Annotated in this window: 19 protein-coding genes; 8 read left to right on the top strand and 11 right to left on the bottom strand. The window is 69.8% G+C overall.

The genetic code is table 11. The features are described from left to right. The first annotated feature begins 2 nt into the window (after window positions 1-2). The gene (locus BLW81_RS07530; RefSeq protein WP_083406652.1) at window positions 3-650 is read left to right on the top strand and encodes a class I SAM-dependent methyltransferase; all 648 of its coding nucleotides are present in this window, start codon (window positions 3-5) and stop codon (window positions 648-650) included. On the opposite strand, the gene BLW81_RS07525 is transcribed toward BLW81_RS07530, so the two are convergent. The 4 genes from BLW81_RS07525 to BLW81_RS07510 all read right to left on the bottom strand — a co-directional run bounded on the left by BLW81_RS07525 (window position 647) and on the right by BLW81_RS07510 (window position 4,319). Then, window positions 647-1,717 carry an MMP endo-(1,4)-3-O-methyl-alpha-D-mannosidase gene (locus BLW81_RS07525; protein WP_083410381.1) on the bottom strand — a complete coding sequence of 357 codons (1,071 nt, stop codon included), beginning with the start codon at window positions 1,715-1,717 and terminating at the stop codon, window positions 647-649. The genes BLW81_RS07530 and BLW81_RS07525 overlap by 4 nt on opposite strands. After that, window positions 1,704-2,435, bottom strand: a complete 732-nt coding sequence (locus tag BLW81_RS07520; protein WP_083410379.1) for a class I SAM-dependent methyltransferase — start codon at window positions 2,433-2,435, stop codon at window positions 1,704-1,706. The genes BLW81_RS07525 and BLW81_RS07520 overlap by 14 nt, the downstream gene beginning before the upstream one ends. Further along, window positions 2,429-3,664 carry an MMP alpha-(1->4)-mannosyltransferase gene (locus BLW81_RS07515; RefSeq protein WP_083410380.1) on the bottom strand — a complete coding sequence of 412 codons (1,236 nt, stop codon included), beginning with the start codon at window positions 3,662-3,664 and terminating at the stop codon, window positions 2,429-2,431. The genes BLW81_RS07520 and BLW81_RS07515 overlap by 7 nt, the downstream gene beginning before the upstream one ends. A 187-nt stretch (window positions 3,665-3,851) precedes the next feature. Continuing rightward, window positions 3,852-4,319, bottom strand: a complete 468-nt coding sequence (locus BLW81_RS07510; RefSeq protein ID WP_083406651.1) for a PPOX class F420-dependent oxidoreductase — start codon at window positions 4,317-4,319, stop codon at window positions 3,852-3,854. Between the two features lie 471 nt (window positions 4,320-4,790). On the opposite strand from BLW81_RS07510, the gene mycP reads away from it, so the two are divergent. The 4 genes from mycP to BLW81_RS07490 are packed head-to-tail and all read left to right on the top strand — an operon-like array spanning window position 4,791 to window position 9,437. Beyond that, window positions 4,791-6,137, top strand: a complete 1,347-nt coding sequence (gene mycP, locus BLW81_RS07505; protein ID WP_083406650.1) for a type VII secretion-associated serine protease mycosin — start codon at window positions 4,791-4,793, stop codon at window positions 6,135-6,137. Then, window positions 6,134-7,522 (top strand): type VII secretion protein EccE, encoded by a 1,389-nt coding sequence (gene eccE / locus BLW81_RS07500; protein ID WP_083406649.1) that lies wholly within the window; start codon window positions 6,134-6,136, stop codon window positions 7,520-7,522. The genes mycP and eccE overlap by 4 nt, the downstream gene beginning before the upstream one ends. Window positions 7,523-7,542: 20 nt before the next feature. Continuing rightward, window positions 7,543-9,102: a PPE domain-containing protein gene (locus BLW81_RS07495; RefSeq protein WP_235632212.1), complete on the top strand. Its 1,560-nt coding sequence runs from the start codon at window positions 7,543-7,545 to the stop codon at window positions 9,100-9,102. 8 nt (window positions 9,103-9,110) lie between these two features. After that, entirely contained in the window at window positions 9,111-9,437 is a 327-nt protein-coding gene (locus BLW81_RS07490) for a YbaB/EbfC family nucleoid-associated protein (protein WP_083410377.1), read from the top strand. On the opposite strand, the gene BLW81_RS07485 is transcribed toward BLW81_RS07490, so the two are convergent. From BLW81_RS07485 to BLW81_RS07470, 4 genes are read right to left on the bottom strand one after another with little or no spacing between them, the layout of a single operon-like run. Then, window positions 9,434-9,928, bottom strand: coding sequence for a TIGR04338 family metallohydrolase (locus BLW81_RS07485; RefSeq protein WP_083406648.1), 495 nt, complete (start codon window positions 9,926-9,928; stop codon window positions 9,434-9,436). The genes BLW81_RS07490 and BLW81_RS07485 overlap by 4 nt on opposite strands. Beyond that, window positions 9,925-10,689, bottom strand: a complete 765-nt coding sequence (locus tag BLW81_RS07480) for a DUF2786 domain-containing protein (RefSeq protein ID WP_083406647.1) — start codon at window positions 10,687-10,689, stop codon at window positions 9,925-9,927. The genes BLW81_RS07485 and BLW81_RS07480 overlap by 4 nt, the downstream gene beginning before the upstream one ends. 35 nt (window positions 10,690-10,724) lie before the next feature. Continuing rightward, the gene (locus BLW81_RS07475) at window positions 10,725-11,720 is read right to left on the bottom strand and encodes an alpha/beta hydrolase family protein (RefSeq protein WP_083406646.1); all 996 of its coding nucleotides are present in this window, start codon (window positions 11,718-11,720) and stop codon (window positions 10,725-10,727) included. After that, window positions 11,717-12,556 (bottom strand): alpha/beta hydrolase, encoded by an 840-nt coding sequence (locus BLW81_RS07470; protein WP_083406645.1) that lies wholly within the window; start codon window positions 12,554-12,556, stop codon window positions 11,717-11,719. Before BLW81_RS07470 ends, BLW81_RS07475 begins: the two co-directional genes overlap by 4 nt. 82 nt (window positions 12,557-12,638) lie before the next feature. On the opposite strand from BLW81_RS07470, the gene BLW81_RS07465 reads away from it, so the two are divergent. Then, window positions 12,639-13,640, top strand: a complete 1,002-nt coding sequence (locus tag BLW81_RS07465) for a sigma-70 family RNA polymerase sigma factor (RefSeq protein WP_173839580.1) — start codon at window positions 12,639-12,641, stop codon at window positions 13,638-13,640. Here the strand turns inward: BLW81_RS07465 and BLW81_RS07460 are convergent. Together BLW81_RS07460 and BLW81_RS07455 are read right to left on the bottom strand one after the other, a co-directional pair. Next, window positions 13,637-14,518, bottom strand: coding sequence for a type IV toxin-antitoxin system AbiEi family antitoxin (locus BLW81_RS07460; protein ID WP_083406643.1), 882 nt, complete (start codon window positions 14,516-14,518; stop codon window positions 13,637-13,639). The genes BLW81_RS07465 and BLW81_RS07460 overlap by 4 nt on opposite strands. Before the next feature lie 142 nt (window positions 14,519-14,660). Then, window positions 14,661-15,107 carry a MarR family winged helix-turn-helix transcriptional regulator gene (locus BLW81_RS07455; protein WP_083406642.1) on the bottom strand — a complete coding sequence of 149 codons (447 nt, stop codon included), beginning with the start codon at window positions 15,105-15,107 and terminating at the stop codon, window positions 14,661-14,663. 67 nt (window positions 15,108-15,174) lie between these two features. Here BLW81_RS07455 and BLW81_RS07450 point away from each other — a divergent pair, with 67 nt between their 5' ends. Continuing rightward, window positions 15,175-15,936, top strand: coding sequence for a pirin family protein (locus BLW81_RS07450; RefSeq protein WP_083406641.1), 762 nt, complete (start codon window positions 15,175-15,177; stop codon window positions 15,934-15,936). Beyond that, complete coding sequence (locus BLW81_RS07445) at window positions 15,914-17,212, top strand: PQQ-dependent sugar dehydrogenase (RefSeq protein WP_083406640.1); 1,299 nt, start codon at window positions 15,914-15,916, stop codon at window positions 17,210-17,212. The genes BLW81_RS07450 and BLW81_RS07445 overlap by 23 nt, the downstream gene beginning before the upstream one ends. Here BLW81_RS07445 and BLW81_RS07440 read toward each other — a convergent pair. Next, window positions 17,209-17,502, bottom strand: a complete 294-nt coding sequence (locus BLW81_RS07440; RefSeq protein WP_083406639.1) for a GlsB/YeaQ/YmgE family stress response membrane protein — start codon at window positions 17,500-17,502, stop codon at window positions 17,209-17,211. The genes BLW81_RS07445 and BLW81_RS07440 overlap by 4 nt on opposite strands. Window positions 17,503-17,588 lie beyond the last annotated feature (86 nt).

Below are 17,588 nucleotides of genomic sequence, written 5' to 3'. Positions count from 1 at the left end.
CGATGCGCACCACTGATGAACTCTTCGCACTGGCCGAGCAGGTCACCGGTTTCATGCCGCCCGACGAGGGCCGGGCGCTGTTCGACGCGGCGGTGAACTACCTCGCCGACGGCATCGGGGTTGAGATCGGCACCTACTGCGGCAAGTCGACCGTGCTGCTCGGCGCCGCAGCCCAGCAGACCGGCGGCGTGATCTACACCGTCGACCACCACCACGGCTCCGAGGAGCACCAGCCAGGGTGGGAGTACCACGACGCGGCGATGGTCGACGCGGTCACCGGCCTGTTCGACACGCTGCCGACGGCGCGGCGCACGCTCGACGCCGCGGGCTTCGACGATCACGTCGTCGCGGTGGTCGGGCGCTCGCCGGTGGTGGCGCGCGGCTGGCGCACCCCGCTGCGGCTGCTGTTCATCGACGGCGGGCACACCGAGGAGGCCGCGCAGCGCGACTTCGACGGCTGGGCCAGATGGGTGCAGGTCGGCGGCGCGCTGATCATCCACGACGTGTTCCCCAACCCCGACGAGGGCGGGCAGGCGCCGTTCCACATCTACCAAAGAGCTTTGAAGACAGGCGATTTCCGCGAGGTGTCGGCGAAGGGATCGATGCGGGTGCTGGAGCGGACCAGCGGCGAGGCGGGGCAGGCGCTCTAGCGGTCGCTGGTGGCGCACTCGCAGTCGTAGGAACCCTCGAGGCCGCGCGGCAGCCCGACGCCACGGAAGATGCCGTTGGCCGGCGTGGTGCACGACAGCGCGTCGGCCGCCAGGATCATCGCCGCACCGGTCCAGGTCGTGCGCTCCTCGGGCCACCGCTTCCCGTCGGCGAACACCAGCCCGGTCCAGTAGGAGCCGTCGGCCTCACGCAGATGGTGCATGGCCGCGAACTGCTCGCGGGCCCGCACGGTGTCCCCGATCGCGTCCAAAGCCATGACCAGTTCGCAGGTTTCGGCCCCGGTCACCCACGGCCGGTCGTCCACGCAGCGGATGCCCAGCCCCGGCACGACGAAGTCGTCCCACCGCTCGTCGATGCGCGCCCGCGCCGCTGCGCCGTGCACCGCGCCGCCGAGCACCGGGTAGTACCACTCCATCGACCAGCGGTCCTTGACCGTGAACGCCTCGGGGTGGTGGGCGATCGCGTGTCCGAGCCTGCCGACCGCGACCTCCCATTCGGGCTGCGGGTCGTCGAAGTAGTCGGCGAGCGCCAACGCGCAGCGGATGCTGTGGTAGATGCTGGCGCAGCCCGTCATCAGGGCTTCCGGCTCCAGCCCCGAAGCGCTACGCGCCCAGGCGATTTCACCGCGGTTGAGCTGCATGTCGAGGACGAAGTCGATGGCCTTGGTGACGACCGGCCACATCGTCTCGGCGAACCGGCGGTCGCCGGTCACCAGCACGTGGTGCCAGACACCGGTGGCGATGTAGGCGCAGAAGTTGCTGTCGCTGTTGGCATCCTCGATCACGCCGTTGCGCAGCTGGATGGGCCATGACCCGTCGGACCGCTGCATCCTGCGGGACCACTCGAACGCCGCCCTGGCCGGTTCCAGCAGGCCCGCCGCCGTGAGCGCCATCGCGTTCTCGATGTGGTCCCAGGGATCGGTGTGCCCGCCGGGGAACCACGGCAACGCGCCGGAAGACTCCTGCGTCGCGGCGATCGACTCCGCGGTCTGGCGGCACTGCGCAGGCGTCAGTACGCCCGGAACGCCGGGGATCTCAGAGGTCAGCACCGTCGACAACCGGCTTCTCGAAGTACAGCGCGACGCTCTTGCCGATCAACGGGTTGAGCACAGACTCGGCCGTACGGGTCAGCCACGGCCGACTCATCATGTCCCACACCAACATTCGGTGATAAGCCTTGACCGCCGGGTGCTCGGACTTCTCGGTGCCGACCGCACATTTGAGCCACCAGTACGGCGAGTGCAGAGCGTGCGCATGGTCGACGTGCGTCAGCCGCAGGCCGTGCGCGAGGACTTTGTCGCGCAACCGGTCGGCGTGGTAGATCCGCACATGGCCGCCCTCGTTGGCGTGGTACTCGTCGGACAGCAGCCAGCAGATCTTTTCCGGCAGCCAGCGCGGCACGGTGATCGCCAGTGCGCCACCGGGTTTGAGGACGCGCACCAGTTCGGCGATCGCCTCGTCGTCCTGCGGGACGTGCTCGAGGATCTCCGAGGCGATGACGCAGTCGAAGGTGCCGTCCTGGTACGGCAGATCGAGCGCATCCCCCTTGACGGCCTCGGCTTTGGCCGACAGCGGCGCCTCCCCCTCGGCCCGCATCGCGGTGAGGATCTCGTCGACGTCGTTGAGGTCGGAGGCGTTCTGGTCGAACGCGACGACGTTGGCGCCGCGCCGGTACGCCTCGAAACTGTGCCGTCCCGCGCCGCAGCCCACGTCGATGACCTTGGTGCCGGCGCCGACGCCGAGGCGGTCGAAGTCGACGGTCAGCATGCGCCCACCCGATCGCGGGCCCGCTCGTAGACTGCAACGGTCTGGGCGGCAACGGATTTCCAGCTGAACACCTCGACCGCGCGCTTGCGGCCGTTGGCGCCGAGGCGGGCCAGTTCGCGCGGCGAGTCGAGCAGTTCGCCGAGCACGGACGTCAGTTCGTCGACGTCGGCGGGCCGGACCAGCCGCGCGCACTCGCCGTCGGGCCCGACGACCTCGGGCAGTGCGCCCGCACGGCTGGCCACGATCGGGGTTCCGCTGGCCATTGCCTCCACCGCGGGCAGCGAGAAGCCCTCGTAAAGCGAAGGGATACAGGCGACTTCGGCGGAGGCCAGCAGGTCGGCCAGTTCCTGGTCAGTCAGCCCGCTGGAGCTGTGCACGATGTCGGAGATGCCGAGTTCGGCGATCAGCTTCTCGGTCGGACCGTTGGGTTCGAGCTTGGCGACGAGCTGCAGTTCGAGGTCGCGCTCGACACGCAACCGGGCCACCGCGTGCAGCAGATGGCTGACGCCCTTGAGCGGCACATCGGCGCTGGCGATCGCGATGATGCGGTTACGCACCCGCTTTTCGGCGGGTTTGAACATCGCGGTGTCGACGCCCAACGGCACCACGTGCAGTTGGCTGGGCGCGACCCCGAAGTCCTCGGAGATGTCGGCCGCCGAGGTCGAGGAGACCGTGAGCAACTCGGGGATTTCGCAGGCGACCTGCTTCTGCATCTCGGCGAAGCCGTACCACCGGCGCACCAGCGGCTTGCGCCACCACTTGGCCGCGGCGACGTCGACGACCTTGTCCCGGGTGATCGGGTGGTGGACCGTCGCGACCACCGGCAGACCGAGCGCGGCGATCTTGCGCAGCCCGCTGCCCAGGCACTGGTTGTCGTGCACGACATCGAACTCGTCGCGGCGCTCGGCCAGCACGCGGGCGGCGCGCAGGCTGAACGTGCGCGGTTCGGGGAAGCCGGCGGTCCAGGTCGTCAGCAGCTCCAGCAGATCGATCGAGCTCTTGATCTCGCTCGGCCACGGGATCCGGAACGGATCGGGCTCGCGGTACAGGTCCAGGCTCGGCACCTCCGTCAGCCGCACCCGCGGATCGAGCCCCTCGGGGTAGGGCTGACCGGAGAACACCTCCACGTCGTGGCCCAACTCGACGAGGCCGCGGCTGAGGTAGCGGACGTAGACCCCCTGCCCGCCGCAGTGGGTCTTGCTTCGGTACGACAACAAGGCGATGCGCATGATCAGCTCACGACGATGCGCAGTGGCCGACATATCCAGGTCCGGTGAGCTGGACAAACGGTGTCACGCAAAAACTCCGAACCTTCTGGACATGTGTCCAGACTATAGTTTGACGTGCTATCGGACGCAACGCGGCCGCCCTGCCTTGACTATCACAGTCGCCGCCACCGGCGCGTTCCGCCTAACGCTAGCCCTGCGCCGACGGAGGCGGGAAGCCGCCGGTGGCGACGGGGCCCCAGCGCCGCGGGCTGACCCGGATCAGGCACTTGCCCTGGTCCGTCATCGCCTGGCGGTACTCGGCCCAGTCGGGATGCTCGCCGGCGATCGCGCGGTAGTAGTCGACCAGCGGTTCGACCGCGGCGGGCAGCTCGATCACCTCGGCGTCACCGTCGATCTGCACGTAGGGCCCGTTGAACTCGTCGGAGAGCACGACGACGCTGGCCCGGCCGGCCCGGCGCACGTTGACCGATTTGGCCCGCTGCGGATAGCTCGCGATCACAATGCGCCCGGCGTCGTCGACGCCGCCGGTCACCGGGGAGCTCTGCAGCGTCCCGTCGGCACGAAACGTGGTCAGCACCATCCGGTGCCGGGGGCGGACGAAATCGAGCAGCGCGCCGAGGTCGACGGCGTCGGCGGTCGCGTACTTACGGGCCATGCCGTCGACCCTAGTGAGCGGTCGGACCCCGGACGGGCTCAGCAATCCGCCCCAGGGTTGCTCGCCGGTCGCGCTGCGCGGGGCCCGTCGGGTCCCGCCGTCCGCCGGCTGCGGTCGCTACCGGCGGCGTCGAGGGTGGAGTACATCTGCATTGCGGGCGACCCCGGACCGGCCCCGTCGCGTGCGGACCTGGGCGACCGGCGGTGACCTCCGGACCGGACCCACCGTCCATTTCGGCGAGCGCCACACAGCGGGCGGCACCCGATCTCACCTGCACTGATGTCCGCGTGGGCGGGGTCCGGGAGGTCTGCGCGCCGCAGAATGCGGAACTGCCTCCCCTCAGAGCCGCTTAAGATTGGCTGCGTGCATTCGGCCAATCGGCTTGACGTGAGACTTTGCGGGTCAGTTCGGGTACCTGAGAGTTTGCTGTGGACAGCGCAGCACACTTTCCACCGGGAAGGTGCGTGACGCGTGCAGCGCATCACTGTGCTGTTGGCGGCGCTGCTGCTGGCGTTCGTCTCCGCTCCGCCCGCCACGGCGATCGAACCGCCGACCATCGACCCGGGCGCCGTCCCTCCCGACGAGACCGGCCCCGACCAGCCGATGGAGCTGCGCCGCGTCTGCTCGGCGCCGCAGGTGTTCCCGAACTCCAACTTCGCCGACCGGCCCTGGGCCAACGACTACCTGCGGATCAGCGAGGCGCAGAAGTTCGCGACGGGCGCGGGGGTGACCGTCGCGGTCATCGACACCGGGGTCAACGCCTCACCGCGCGTGCCCGCCGAACCGGGCGGCGACTTCGTCGACCAGGCAGGCAACGGGATGTCCGACTGCGACTCCCACGGCACCCTGACCGCGTCGATCATCGCCGGCCGTCCCTCGCCGACCGACGGGTTCGTCGGCGTCGCACCGGCCGCGCGCATCCTGTCGATCCGCCAGACGTCCGAGGCGTTCCAGCCGGTCGGCTCGCGCCAGGATCCCAACGACCCGAACACCACCGTGACCGCGGGATCGCTGCGCAGCCTGGCGCGCGCCGTCGTGCACGCCGCGAACCTCGGCGCGCAGGTCATCAACATCAGTGAGGCCGCCTGCTACAAGGTGACCCGCCCGATCAACGAGACCGGCCTGGGCGCCGCGATCAACTACGCGGTCAACGTCAAGGGCGCGGTGATCATCATCGCCGCGGGCAACACCGGACAGGACTGCACGCAGAACCCGCCGCCCGATCCTTCGGTGCCGTCCGACCCGCGCGGCTGGCGCGAGGTGCAGACCATCGTCAGCCCGGCCTGGTACTCGCCGATGGTGCTGACCGTCGGCGGCATCGCCCCGAACGGGCAGCCCAGCACGTTCTCGATGGCCGGCCCGTGGGTCGGCGCGGCGGCGCCCGCCGAGAACCTGATCGCGCTCGGCTACGACGGCAACCCGGTCAACGCGCTGCAGGGCCAGGACGGTCTGATCCCGATCAGCGGGACGTCGTTCGCCGCGGCGTATGTCTCGGGGTTGGCGGCGCTGGTCAAGCAGCGGTTCCCGACGCTGACGCCGGCCCAGATCATCAACCGCATCACCGCGACGGCGCGCCACCCCGGCGGCGGGGTGGACAACTACGTCGGCGCCGGCGTCGTCGACCCGGTGGCCGCGCTCACCTGGGACGTACCCGCCGGACCGGAGCGGGCGCCGTACAAGGTCAAGGAGATCCCGCCGCCGGTGTACATCCCGCCGCCGGACCGCGGACCCATCACCGCCGTGGTCATCGCCGGTTCGGTGCTGGCGGCGGTGCTCGGCCTCGGCGCCCTGACCCGACGTGCCCTGAGGCGCCGATGAGCGGGTGGTTCGGGCTCCGGTTCACGACCGGTCACGCGATCTGGGCGGCGGTGCTGATCCCGGCCGTGGTCCTGTTGTTCGCCCGACTCCACCTGCTGTGGCTGGGCATCACGCTGGGGGTGCTGATCGCGCTCGCGGTGGTGGTGACGGTTCGCGGTCGGCGGTTCACCGGCTGGGTCGCGGCGGTGTTCGCCTGGCGACGACGGCACCGCAACGTGCCCGACCGGCCGTCGGAACCGGCGGTGGGCGCGACCGTGATGCCGGGCGATCACGTCGCGGTGCGGTGGCACGACGATCATCTGGTGGCCGGGATCGAGTTGGTGCCGCGGCCGTTCACGCCGACGGTGATCGTCAACGGCGAGGCGTTCACCGACGACGTCGTCGACACCCGGCTGGTGGAGAACCTGATCGCGGCGCACTGCCCCGACCTGGAGGCCGACGTCGTCTCCGCGGGGTACCGCGTCGGCAAAACCGCTCCGGCGACGCTGGTTTCGCTCTACGAGCAGGTGATCGGGCCGTATCCGGCGCCCGCGAACCGCCGGACCTGGATCGTGTTGCGCGCCGACCCGGAGACCACCCGGCGGTCGTCGCTGCGCCGCGAGTCCGGGGTGGCCGGGCTGGCCCGCTATCTGGTGGCTTCGGCGACGCGGATCGCAGATCAGTTGGCCAGCAACGGCATCGACGCCCGCCCGCTGCGCAGCTTCGACGACCTCGACCGCGCCACCGAGATCAGTTTCGAACGTGAGACGTGGTCGGCGATCAAGGGCCGCAGCACGTTCACCGCCGCCTACAGCGCACCCGGCGGCCCGGACGTGTGGTGGTCGGCCAGGGCCGATCACACGATCACCCGGGTCCGCATCCGGCCGGGGACGGCCCCCACATCGACGGTGTTGCTGACGACATTGGCCAATCCCACGACGCCGCGCGGCTTTTCGTGCCTGTTCGGCGGCCAGCGCGCCGCGCTGCACGGCATCAGCCCGGTCACCGACCGGCACTACGAACTGCCGATCGGGTCGGCGGGGGTGCTCGTCGGCGAGACCGCGGACCGCTATCCGGTGTACCTGCCGTTCGACGACGTCGACGTCAGCATCAACCTCGGCGACGCGCGGTTGTTCACCCAGTTCATCGTGCGGTCTGCTGCCGCCGGCGCCGTCATCACGCTGCTCCCGCAGTTCTCCGAGTTCGCCGCGTACGTCAACGCACGAATCGGACAGGTGGCCAAGGTCGCGTGGCCGAACGCGACGACGTATCTCGGCCCGCATCCGGGTATCGGACGAGTCGTGTTGCGGCACAACCTCATCGACACGCCGCGGCACAAGCAGCTGCCGATCCGGTTGATCAACCCGCGCGAGGAAAGCCGCTACCAGATGGCACTCGAGGGCTGAGACGAAACGGAGGTGTAGCCGTGGGCAATGAGCAGCGGGTGGTTCCCGAATCGCTCGAGCGCCAAGCCAACGAGATGGACGACGGCCAGGCGTGGCACAACCCGGCCGCCGAGGCGGTCGTGCCGCCGGACGCGCTGCCGTCGTCATCCGCGGCCGTGGCAAACCTCAACGCCAACGCGCAGTCACTGCTGGAATTCCAGAACTGGGCCGAGGCGGAGAACAAACGCATCGCCGAGATGCTGAAGATCGCGGCGGGCGAATACCGAAGGGTCGACGAGCAGTACGGCCAGGCGCTGGACAATCCCGAACGCAGAGCCGCGGTCGAGGCCATCGCCGTGCCTGCACCGTCCACCCCGCCCGCTCCGGTGCCGACACCCGTCGGCGCCCAACAATCGCTCGAGGCCAACGGGTACAGCGACGTCTATCAGACCCAGGCCGACCTCACCTCGCCCGACGACGGGGCCTCGCTGAAGACGGCCATGCTGCAGTGGGCGCTGGCGTCGAAACGGACGGCCGACAAGGTGCCCAGCCCGCCGCCCGGCGACTGGGAGGGTGAGGCCGCCGACGCCGCGTTCGCGCGGATGACGGAGTTCGCGGGTCATCTGCGTCAGCTCTCCACGGCCTGGGAGGACCTGGGTGAGGCGGCGGCCAAGATCGTCGAGGCACACAACAGCGCGAAGTCCCGGCACACCGAGATCCACGCCGAGTACCAGAAACTCGACGAGATGCTCAAGAAGGCCGCCGCCGAGATCACCGCGGAGAACGCGGCCGTGATGCAGGCGGCGATGGAGATGATCCGCGCGCGGATGCAGGCGCTGCAGGAGGAATCCGACGAGGTCCGCGAGGAGTACGCGGGCGCTTCGACGTTCTCGCCGGTGCGGCCGGAGATGCCGACGGACCGCGGCTCGGGCGGCTCCGGCGGTGCCGCCTCCGGCTCGGGCGATGGCGGCGGCGGTGCTGGTGGTGACCAGCCGACCGGCGACCCCGCCGCGATGGCCGAGAAGATGGCGCAGTCACTGGGCGGCGAGTCGCCCACCGGCGGGACGGGCCAAAGTGGCGGGTCGCCGGCTGGTGGTGGCGGGTCCCCGTCCGGTGGCAGCGGCGCACAGTCCGGTGGCAGCGGCGCCGGCGGCGGCACACCGAGCGGGCTGCCCGGCGGCGGGCAGTCCACCCCGAAGCTGCCGACCGATCCGTCGCTGCGGCCCGCGGCGGCCTCCGGCGCCGGCGGTGGTGGCGCGGGTGGCGGCGCAGGCGGGGGTGGGGGCGGCATGCCTGCCACCCCGATGTCGGCGCCGGTGACCGCCGAGACCGTCGCACCCGCACCGACGACGACTGCCGCAGCGACCGCCGCACCCGCGCAGGGCGGCGGCGGTGGCGCGACGGGCGGCATGGGCGGCGGCATGGCGCCGATGGGCCACGGCGCCGGCGCGCAGCAGGGCAAGGAAAAGAAGCGTGACGCGCGGCTGGCGCCCGACGAGGACCTCTACACCGAGGACCGGCCGTGGACCGAGGCCGTCATCGGCAACCGCCGGCGCAGGGAGGCCGGCAAGGGCGGCGGAGAGGGTGCGGACACCAAGTGAGCGACGACATGCATCCCGACGTGGCCGCCGCGCTGCGCCAGGCCCAGCGCCTGCAATCGATCATGGATGACCAGCTGCACCGGATGAACACCCAGACCTTCACCGCGACAGACGAATCCGAGACCGTCGAGGTGACGCTGGACGGCCATCACCATCTCACCGGTGCGGTCATCGAGGATGGTCTGCTCCGGCTGGGTGCGGAGACGGTGCAGCAGCGGCTCAACGAGGCGCTGCAGAACGCGATGGCCGCGGCGACCGAGTCCATCGAGGCCGACCGTGAGCGCATCGACGCCGCCGTCGCGCAGATCACCGATCTGCCGCGCGAGACGTTCTAGCGCACACCTTCTTTCGCGTAGACCACCCGCAACACGTGGGCCACCTCAGGCCCCATCACGGCCTCGGCCAGTTCGCAGAACGTGGCGACGAACTGCGGTCCGTGCGGGGGCGGGTCCGCGCAGAGGTGATGGGCGATCTCGTGGAGTATCACCAGTTCGCGTAGCGCCCAACGGGTTTGCGCTTCCGGCACGGCGATCACGGCACCCGCTTCACCGAGCTCGTAGTGCGCGGCCGTCGTCCCGCGCCGGGCCCGCACCTGCAGGGCGTCAACGCCGGGCCACCGCTGCCGAACCGCCGGGAGCGCGAGCACGTCGTCGACGTAACGCTGCACCGAGGCCACCGACGCGAACCGCGCCTCCGGCGGCAGGGTCAGCGAGGTGCCGAAGAACTCGACGGCGCGCGACCCGTGCTCGTCGACCCGGTCGAACAGCGTCCGGACGAACTCCTCCGCCGCATAGACCTTCGCGCGCTGACTGTCCCGCGGCGTCACTTCCGGTCGGTGGCCCTGCTCCCGGGCAGCGCGGAGCGGGCACCCGCCAGTTCGGTGCTGGGCCCGAGTTTGGCCTGGCGTCCCGCCCGGTCCCCGGCGCGCCGCGCCGCCGACGAGTAGCCCGCCGTCGCGCTGGTCGCCCGCCACGTGCCCCGCGCCTCGGAGGTCTCGCGATAGAAGTCCCGCAGTTCGAGGTCCTTGTCGCGCAGCGCGATTGCCGTGCCCGGCCGGGAGTTGTCCGTGGCCTCCTGGCGGGCCTCTTCGCGGGCCTGCGCCAGCCGCTGGCCGATGCGGGCGCCGAAGGCCAGTTGGAAGTTGATGCGCGCGGTGATGGTCGGCGTCGGCCGGTGTGCACCCGAGGCGATGTAAGCCTCCGACGCCCGCACCATCTGCATCACCAGGCTGGCGTACAACGCGTGGCTGGCGTCGATGTCCTCGGCGAAGCCGTACGCGTAGACGAACGTCGAGTTCGACGCGACGTCACACTTGACGTCGTTGGCGTGGGCGATCACGGTGAACAACTGGACATAGGTGCGCAGGCCCCTGGTGCCGGCGTTGCCGATCGTGATCGTGCGCTGCACCGGCATCTGCGCCTTGGTGCGCTGGTCCGAATGCGACCGGGCGACAGCAAGATCGATCGACGTGGCCGTGGCCAACCGCTGCGCCGCGGCCATGAACGCGTCGGCCTCGTGCGGATTGTCGGTGCCCTCGGCCTGACGCAGCAGCGCCGCGATGCGCGCCAGCATCTTGTCGTCAGTCATGGTTTCTTCTCGGTGTCATGGCGCCCAGATTAGGGCTACTTCGTGACAAATCTGTCCAGCGCCTGGACCACCTGTGGAGAAAGCGGGTCTTGGGAGGCGTAGTTGGCGACGTTGTCGGTCGGGTCGTCGCGCAGCACATGGTTGACGCCCTTGAGTTCGACCAGCGTCAGCGCGGTGTGCGCGAGCGCGTCGGCCAGCGGCCTGATCGATTCGCAGCTGGCCTGGCCGTCGGAGTCCGAGCATGTCAGCAGCACCGGCGTGCCCGCGGGGACCTTGGCGGCCAGCGCCAGCGGATCGATCCGGTCGGCCTGGATCACGGCGTTGACGTTGCCCGGGTTGAGCAGTGCGCCCAGCCCCTCGGGCAGGTTGGGCGGGACGGTGCCGTCGGCGCGGACCTGCTCGACGGCGGCCAGCCACGTCGACAGCGCCTCGGGGCTGGCGTTGGCCCGCACGCGGTTGGTGATGATGTCCAGGTAGCGCCCGGGCAGCGGCTGAAACAGGCCCAGCGCGTGGATCTTCGGCGCATCGGCGCCGGTGTCGCCGGCCAGTTGCAGGGCGTGGACGCTGCCCTCGCCCAGCGCGTAGACCGAGATGCGGGCGTCGTCGGTGCGCGGCTGTCCGGCCAGGAAACGGGCCGCGGCCTTCGCGCCGGACGTGTAGACGGCGCTGACCACCTCGGTCGGCCGCTGCGCATACGGGCCCAGGCCGGTCTTGCCGGTGCCGACCTTGTCGTAGCGCAGGCTGGCCACGTCGCGCTCGGACAGCAGTTCGGCGAGTTGGCGCATGTTGCCGACCGGCCCGGCGACCTGGTTGTCGCCGTTGCGGTCGGTGGCCCCGCTCTCGGAGATCAACAGCGCCGCGGGTCCGGGCGTCTCGGCGGAGCCGTGCCGATATGTGCCGTGCAGAGTCAGCCCGTCGGCGCTGAACGTGACGTCCTCGTCGACCCATTGGCTCTGCTCGTCGGACGAACACGCCGGCAGCGCCAGCAGCACCGAAAGAGACGTTACGGCAAGCAGTTTGCGCAGCTTCACAGTTTCGCCTCGATCCACGAGGTGACGTCGTCGAGCACCAGATCACGTTCGGGCTCGTTGAACACCTCGTGGTACAGCTCCGGGTAGACCTTCAGGTGGACGTCGGTGGCGCCGACGCACTCGAGCAGCTGGCGGCTGCCCGCCACCGGGATCAGCTTGTCCTGCTCGCCGTGCACGATCAGCAGCGGCGCGGTGATCGCCGCCGCACGCTGCGGCATCGTCTCGCCCACCTTGATCAGCGCCTTGGCGATGCCCGCGGGCAGCTTGCCGTGGTGCACCATCGGGTCGGCCATGTAGGCGGACACGACCTGCGGGTCGCGCGACACCGCCTCGGTCGGCAGCTGCTCGACCGGCAGGCCGGGCAGGATGCTGCCGACGATCTTGGCGACGGTGATCATCACCGGCGACACCGCGTCCTGGGCGTAGACGGCCGGTCCGGACAGCACCATCGCGGCGTAGTCGTCGGGATGTTCGGTTCCGTAGCTGAACACCACGCCGCCGCCCATGCTGTGGCCGACGACGATCCGCGGCAGCTGCGGATGGTCGGCCGCGGCGAGGCCGACCAGGGTGTGGAAATCCGCGGTGTATTCGGTGATGTCGCGCAGGTAGACCCGTTTGCCACCCGACCTGCCGTGGCCGCGCAGATCGAGCGCGTAGGTGACCAGGCCGGCCTCGCCGAAGCGCTGCGCGACATGGTCGTAGCGGCGGGCATGCTCGGCGTATCCGTGGCACAGCACGATCACACCGCGGGGATCACCCTCCGGGGTCCAGACGTCGTAGACGATGCGCACACCGCCGACACCGTCGAAGTTGCGTTCGCTGCGGGTAGTGGCCACCCAGCGAGACTAGCGGGCAGCCGAGGATCGGAGCCTGTCGGTTGAGCTCCACTTGTCGGGGGCAGTGATTATGCTCGCGCGCATGACGGTCCTGGCCCGCGAGGTCGATGGTGGCAGCGCACAAGACGCCTTCCTAGCCGACGCTCAGCGGTACCGAAAAGAGCTGCTGGCGCACTGTTACCGGATGACCGGATCGCTGCATGACGCGGAGGATCTGGTTCAGGAAACGTATCTGCGTGCGTGGAAGTCGTACAACACGTTTCAGGGCAAATCATCGGTGCGCACCTGGCTGTACCGGATCGCCACCAACACCTGCCTGACGGCGCTGGACAGCAGGCAGCGCAGGCCGCTGCCGACGGGGCTCGGCGCGCCGAGTTCGGACCCGGTCGACGACATCGTCGCGCGGGACGAGGTGCCGTGGCTCGAGCCGTTGCCCGATGATTCGACCGATCCGTCGAACATCGTGGGCTCGCGCGAGTCGGTGCGGTTGGCGTTCGTCGCGGCGCTGCAACACCTCTCACCACGCCAACGCGCGGTGCTGGTGTTGCGTGAGGTGCTGCAGTGGAAGGCGGCTGAGGTCGCCGACGCCATCGGCTCCTCGACCGCCGCGGTCAACAGCCTGTTGCAGCGCGCCCGCGCTCAGCTGGATGCCGTCGGCCCCAGCGAGGATGACGCGCTGCGCCCGCCGGAGTCCCAAGAAGCGCAGGACCTGCTGGCCCGCTACATCGCGGCGTTCGAGAGCTACAACATCGATCAGTTGGTCGAGTTGTTCACCGCGGACGCGGTCTGGGAGATGCCACCGTTCGACGGTTGGTACCAGGGCCCGGAGAACATCGTGCTGCTGTCCAAGACGCACTGCCCGGCGGACGGACCGGGCGATATGCGGTTCGTCCCCACCACCGCCAACGGTCAACCGGCCGCGGCGCTCTACATGCTCAACAAAGCGACCGGTGTGCACGAGCCGTTCCAGATGCATGTGCTCGCGGTCGGCGAGGACGGCATCACGCACGTCGTGGCGTTCCACATGACGACGTTCGAGAAGTTCGGCCTGCCCGACACCTTCCCCGGCCGAGTGGCCACTTAAGCCGCGCATCTGCCGAGAACCCGCTCGATAACTGGCCACTCGGCGCCGGCCTGTCGCAGGGCGGCGCAGACCCGCATCACGATTACGTGCGGTCGATGGCGCAGGAGGTCGGCGCTGACGCGGATGATCAGCCAGCCGCGGGCCGACAGCTGCGCGTGCCGCTCGATGTCGTTGGCTCGGATGAAGGGATCCGTCCAGTGCTGGGCACCGTCGTACTCGACGCCGACTTTGAACTCGCGATAGCCCATGTCGATGCGCCAGTCGTCCACGCGGATCTGTGTCTGCGGTTGCGGCAACCCGCCGTCGATCAGCACGAGGCGGGTCCGGGTTTCCTGCGGCGACTCCGCGCCGGCGTCCGTCACCGACAGGACGCGGCGCAATTGGACCAATCCCCGCGCGCCGGGATGCTCGGCGATCACGTCGTACACACTCGACGGGTCCAATCTGGTGGCGCGGCCCAAGGCGTCCACCCGGATCACCGCTTCGACGAACGGTCCACGCCGGCCCAGGTCGAAGGCGGTGCGCGCGGGTGTCGTCACATCGATCCCGCGGACCGACGTCACCTCGTGAGCCAACAGCTCGTCGCGGTGGATCACGATCTTGCTAGCCGGTTTTCCGTTGCGGCGGAACATCTCTGCGGGCAGCTGCGCGTCGATCCACTCCGTGCCGTACAGCGCCGCGGCGGACTGACCGCCCATCGTGGCCTGTCGTCCCGACCAGAGCCACGCCGCGACCGCTCGGGTGGCCGCGGTCAACTCGACGTCTTTCGACAGGTACACATCGCGGTAGATGCGGTCGTTTCTGCTCAGCAGTGTTCGCGGCCCGAACCGTCCGCTCGCCAACGCTTCGGTGCCCAGGAAAGGCAGGTCGCTCCTCATGGATCGACCGTGGTCTGCGGTGCCGACAAGTTCGGTCGGGCGGACGGGAGTTATCCACAGGGCGCTACCGCCGAGTGGCCACTTATGCGGCGGGATCCTTCGAAAACCGCGCGATAACTGGCCACTCGGCGCAACCGCAAAGTCACCGACGCAGGCGCTGCAGCATCGACTCGAGCACCTCGCCGAACACCGCCAACTGCTCGGGCGGCAACCCGTCGAACACCGCGCTGCGGACCAGTTCGGCGTGCCCCGGCGCGGCGGTCTGCAGGGCCGCGAGGCCGCCGTCGGTCAGCGACACGGAAGCGCCGCGCCGGTCGTCGCCGCTGTCCCGGCGCTCCAGCAGCCCGCGCCCCCTCATCCGGCGCAGTTGGTGCGACAGCCTGCTCTGCTCCCACCCGAGCGTCTCGCCGAGTTCGTTGATCCGCAGCGGGCCGCGCTCCGACAGCGCGACCAGCACGTCGTAGTCCGCCAGCGACAGCTCACAGTCCTGCTGCAACTGCCGGTGCATCGCGGTCTGCAACAGGCTCGTCACCGTCAGGTACATCCGCCACACCTGCTGTTCCTGCGCCGTCAACCACATGGAATACATGACACATCATCTATGTTGTCGCGTCCAGTAGCCGCCCCTAGGCTGGGCTCCGACCGAGAGGTACGCCATGACCGCCCCCACCGTCGACATCCGCCGCGCCGACGAGCGCGCGAAGACCACGATCTCCTGGCTCGACTCCAAGCACTCGTTCTCGTTCGGCAGCCACTACGCACCGGAGAACACCCATCACGGCCTGCTGCTGGTCAACAACGACGACATCGTCAAACCGGGCACAGGATTCGACACCCACCCGCACCGCGACATGGAGATCGTCACGTGGGTGCTGCGCGGCTCGCTGGTGCACCAGGACTCGACAGGCCACTCCGGCGTCATCTATCCCGGCCTGGCACAGCGGATGTCGGCCGGACGCGGCATCCTGCACTCCGAGAAGAACGACTCCTGGACGCTGACCGGCGAGCAAACCCATTCGGAGCCGGTGCATTTCGTGCAGATGTGGGTGGTGCCCGACGAGTCCGGGCTCGACCCGGGATATCAGCAACTCGAGATCGACGACGAGCTGCTGCGCGGCGGCCTGGTCACCATCGCGTCCGGCATGCCCGAGCACCGCGACCGCGCCGCGATCGCCATCCGCAACAAGTACGCGGCGCTGCACGGCGCCCGCCTGCAACCCGGTGACAGCGTCGAGTTGCCGCACGCCCCGTATCTGCACCTGTTCGTTCCGCGCGGTGAGGTCACGCTCGAGGGTGCGGGCCCGCTGCAAGAGGGCGATGCCGTGCGCTTCACCGCGTCGGGCGGCCAGCGCGTCACCGCCACCTCGCCCGCCGAGATCTTGGTCTGGGAGATGCATGCGAGTTTGGCTGCGGCGTAACAAGATTGCCGGGTGCCTTATCGGGGCGGCCCTGCTGACAGCGTGCGCGACCGACCCGGCGCCCCCACCTGACTCACCCTCTCCAACATCGACGACGCCGCCGGCGGCCGCCGACCTGGCACCCGCGACGGTCGCCGTCGACCCCCAACTCGCACAGGCACCGTTCGACGAGCCACGCCAAGCGCTGATCCCGGCCGGCTGGTCGATGTCGGTGTTTGCGCGCATCCCCCGTGCGCGGCTGATGGCGTGGGCGCCGGACGGATCGCTGCTGATCTCGCAGCCCAGCGCCGGCGCGGTGCTGCGCCTGCAGCCCGGCGAGACACCGCCGCGCCAGACGACGCTGCTGGAGGGCCTCGACCAGCCGCACGGCCTGGCCTTCGCCGGCGACACGCTCTACGTCGCCGAGAGCGATCAGGTCGACGCCTACGACTACGCCGACGGCGTCGCCACCGCCCGCCGCACGCTCGCCGCGGACCTGCCCGACGCGAAGAGTGCCGACCTGCGCGGCGCGTACGCGCACGCACTCAAGTCGGTGGCGGTGGGGCCCGACAGCAGCGTGTACTTCTCGATCGGCTCGACCGGCAACATCTCCGCCGCGGACCGCGACGCCACTCCGCCGCGAGCAAGCATCATGCGCATCCCGCCGGGCGGTGGACCCGCCGAACCGTTCGCGACCGGCGTGCGCAACGGCACCGGGCTCGCCGTCGCGCCCGACGGGTCACTGTGGACCGCGGTGAACAACCGCGACAACGCCGCCGATCCGCAGACCGGCGAGGTGACGACCGAATACGTCAACGATCACCCGCCCGAGGCGGTGGCCCGGCTGACTCCGGGGCGCGAATTGGGCTGGCCCTTCTGCAATCCCGACGGCGGGCCGGCGAATCTGCCGCTGATCCGCGATGTGCAGACCAACCCTGATGGTGACCGCCTCGACTGCGCGGCCCTGCCGCCGATCGAGCAGAGCCTCGGCGCGCACGCCGCACCGCTGGGCATGAGCTTCACCGACGACGTGCTGCCCGCGCCGTACGCGAGCGGCGCACTCGTCGGGGTGCACGGTTCGTGGAACCGCAGGCCGCCGCGCGCCCCCGAGATCGCCTTCTTCGCCTTCGACAACGGCGAACTCGCCGACCAGCAGACGCTGGTCGGCGGGTTCCAGTCCGATGACGGATCACGTTGGGGCCGCCCGGTGGCCGCGACCGTCGGTCCCGACGGGGCGGTCTACATCACCGACGACTACGCCGATGCGGTGTACCGGTTGGCCCCACCGGGTCGCTAGCGGACCGCGGTGCCGCGCGGGGTGCCGGAGCGCTTACCGGTCACGCCGACGTAGATCGCGATGAGCAAGATCGCGACGATGATTCCGACGAGGAACGGGATGACCTCCCAGCCTCCGTTGGAGTTGGAGTAGCCGAACTGATAGGTCAGCCAGCTGCCGATGAACGAGCCGAGCGCGCCCAGCACGATGGTCATGATCACGCCGATGTTCTGCTTGCCCGGCATGATGAGCCGCGCCAGCGCGCCCACAATCAGCCCGACGACGAGCGCGCTGAGGATGGTGCCGATCATTTCTGCTCCCTGTCTGTTGTGCGGTCGCTGGCGGATTACCCGTTAACGCGAAAAGCACGCACGGGCGCAGCCGAAATCGAATCGTG

Source organism: Mycolicibacterium rutilum (genome assembly GCF_900108565.1).
Lineage (GTDB): Bacteria > Actinomycetota > Actinomycetes > Mycobacteriales > Mycobacteriaceae > Mycobacterium > Mycobacterium rutilum.
The sequence above is the reverse complement of the archived record's forward strand: the minus strand, read 5'-3'. Positions and strand labels throughout refer to the sequence as shown.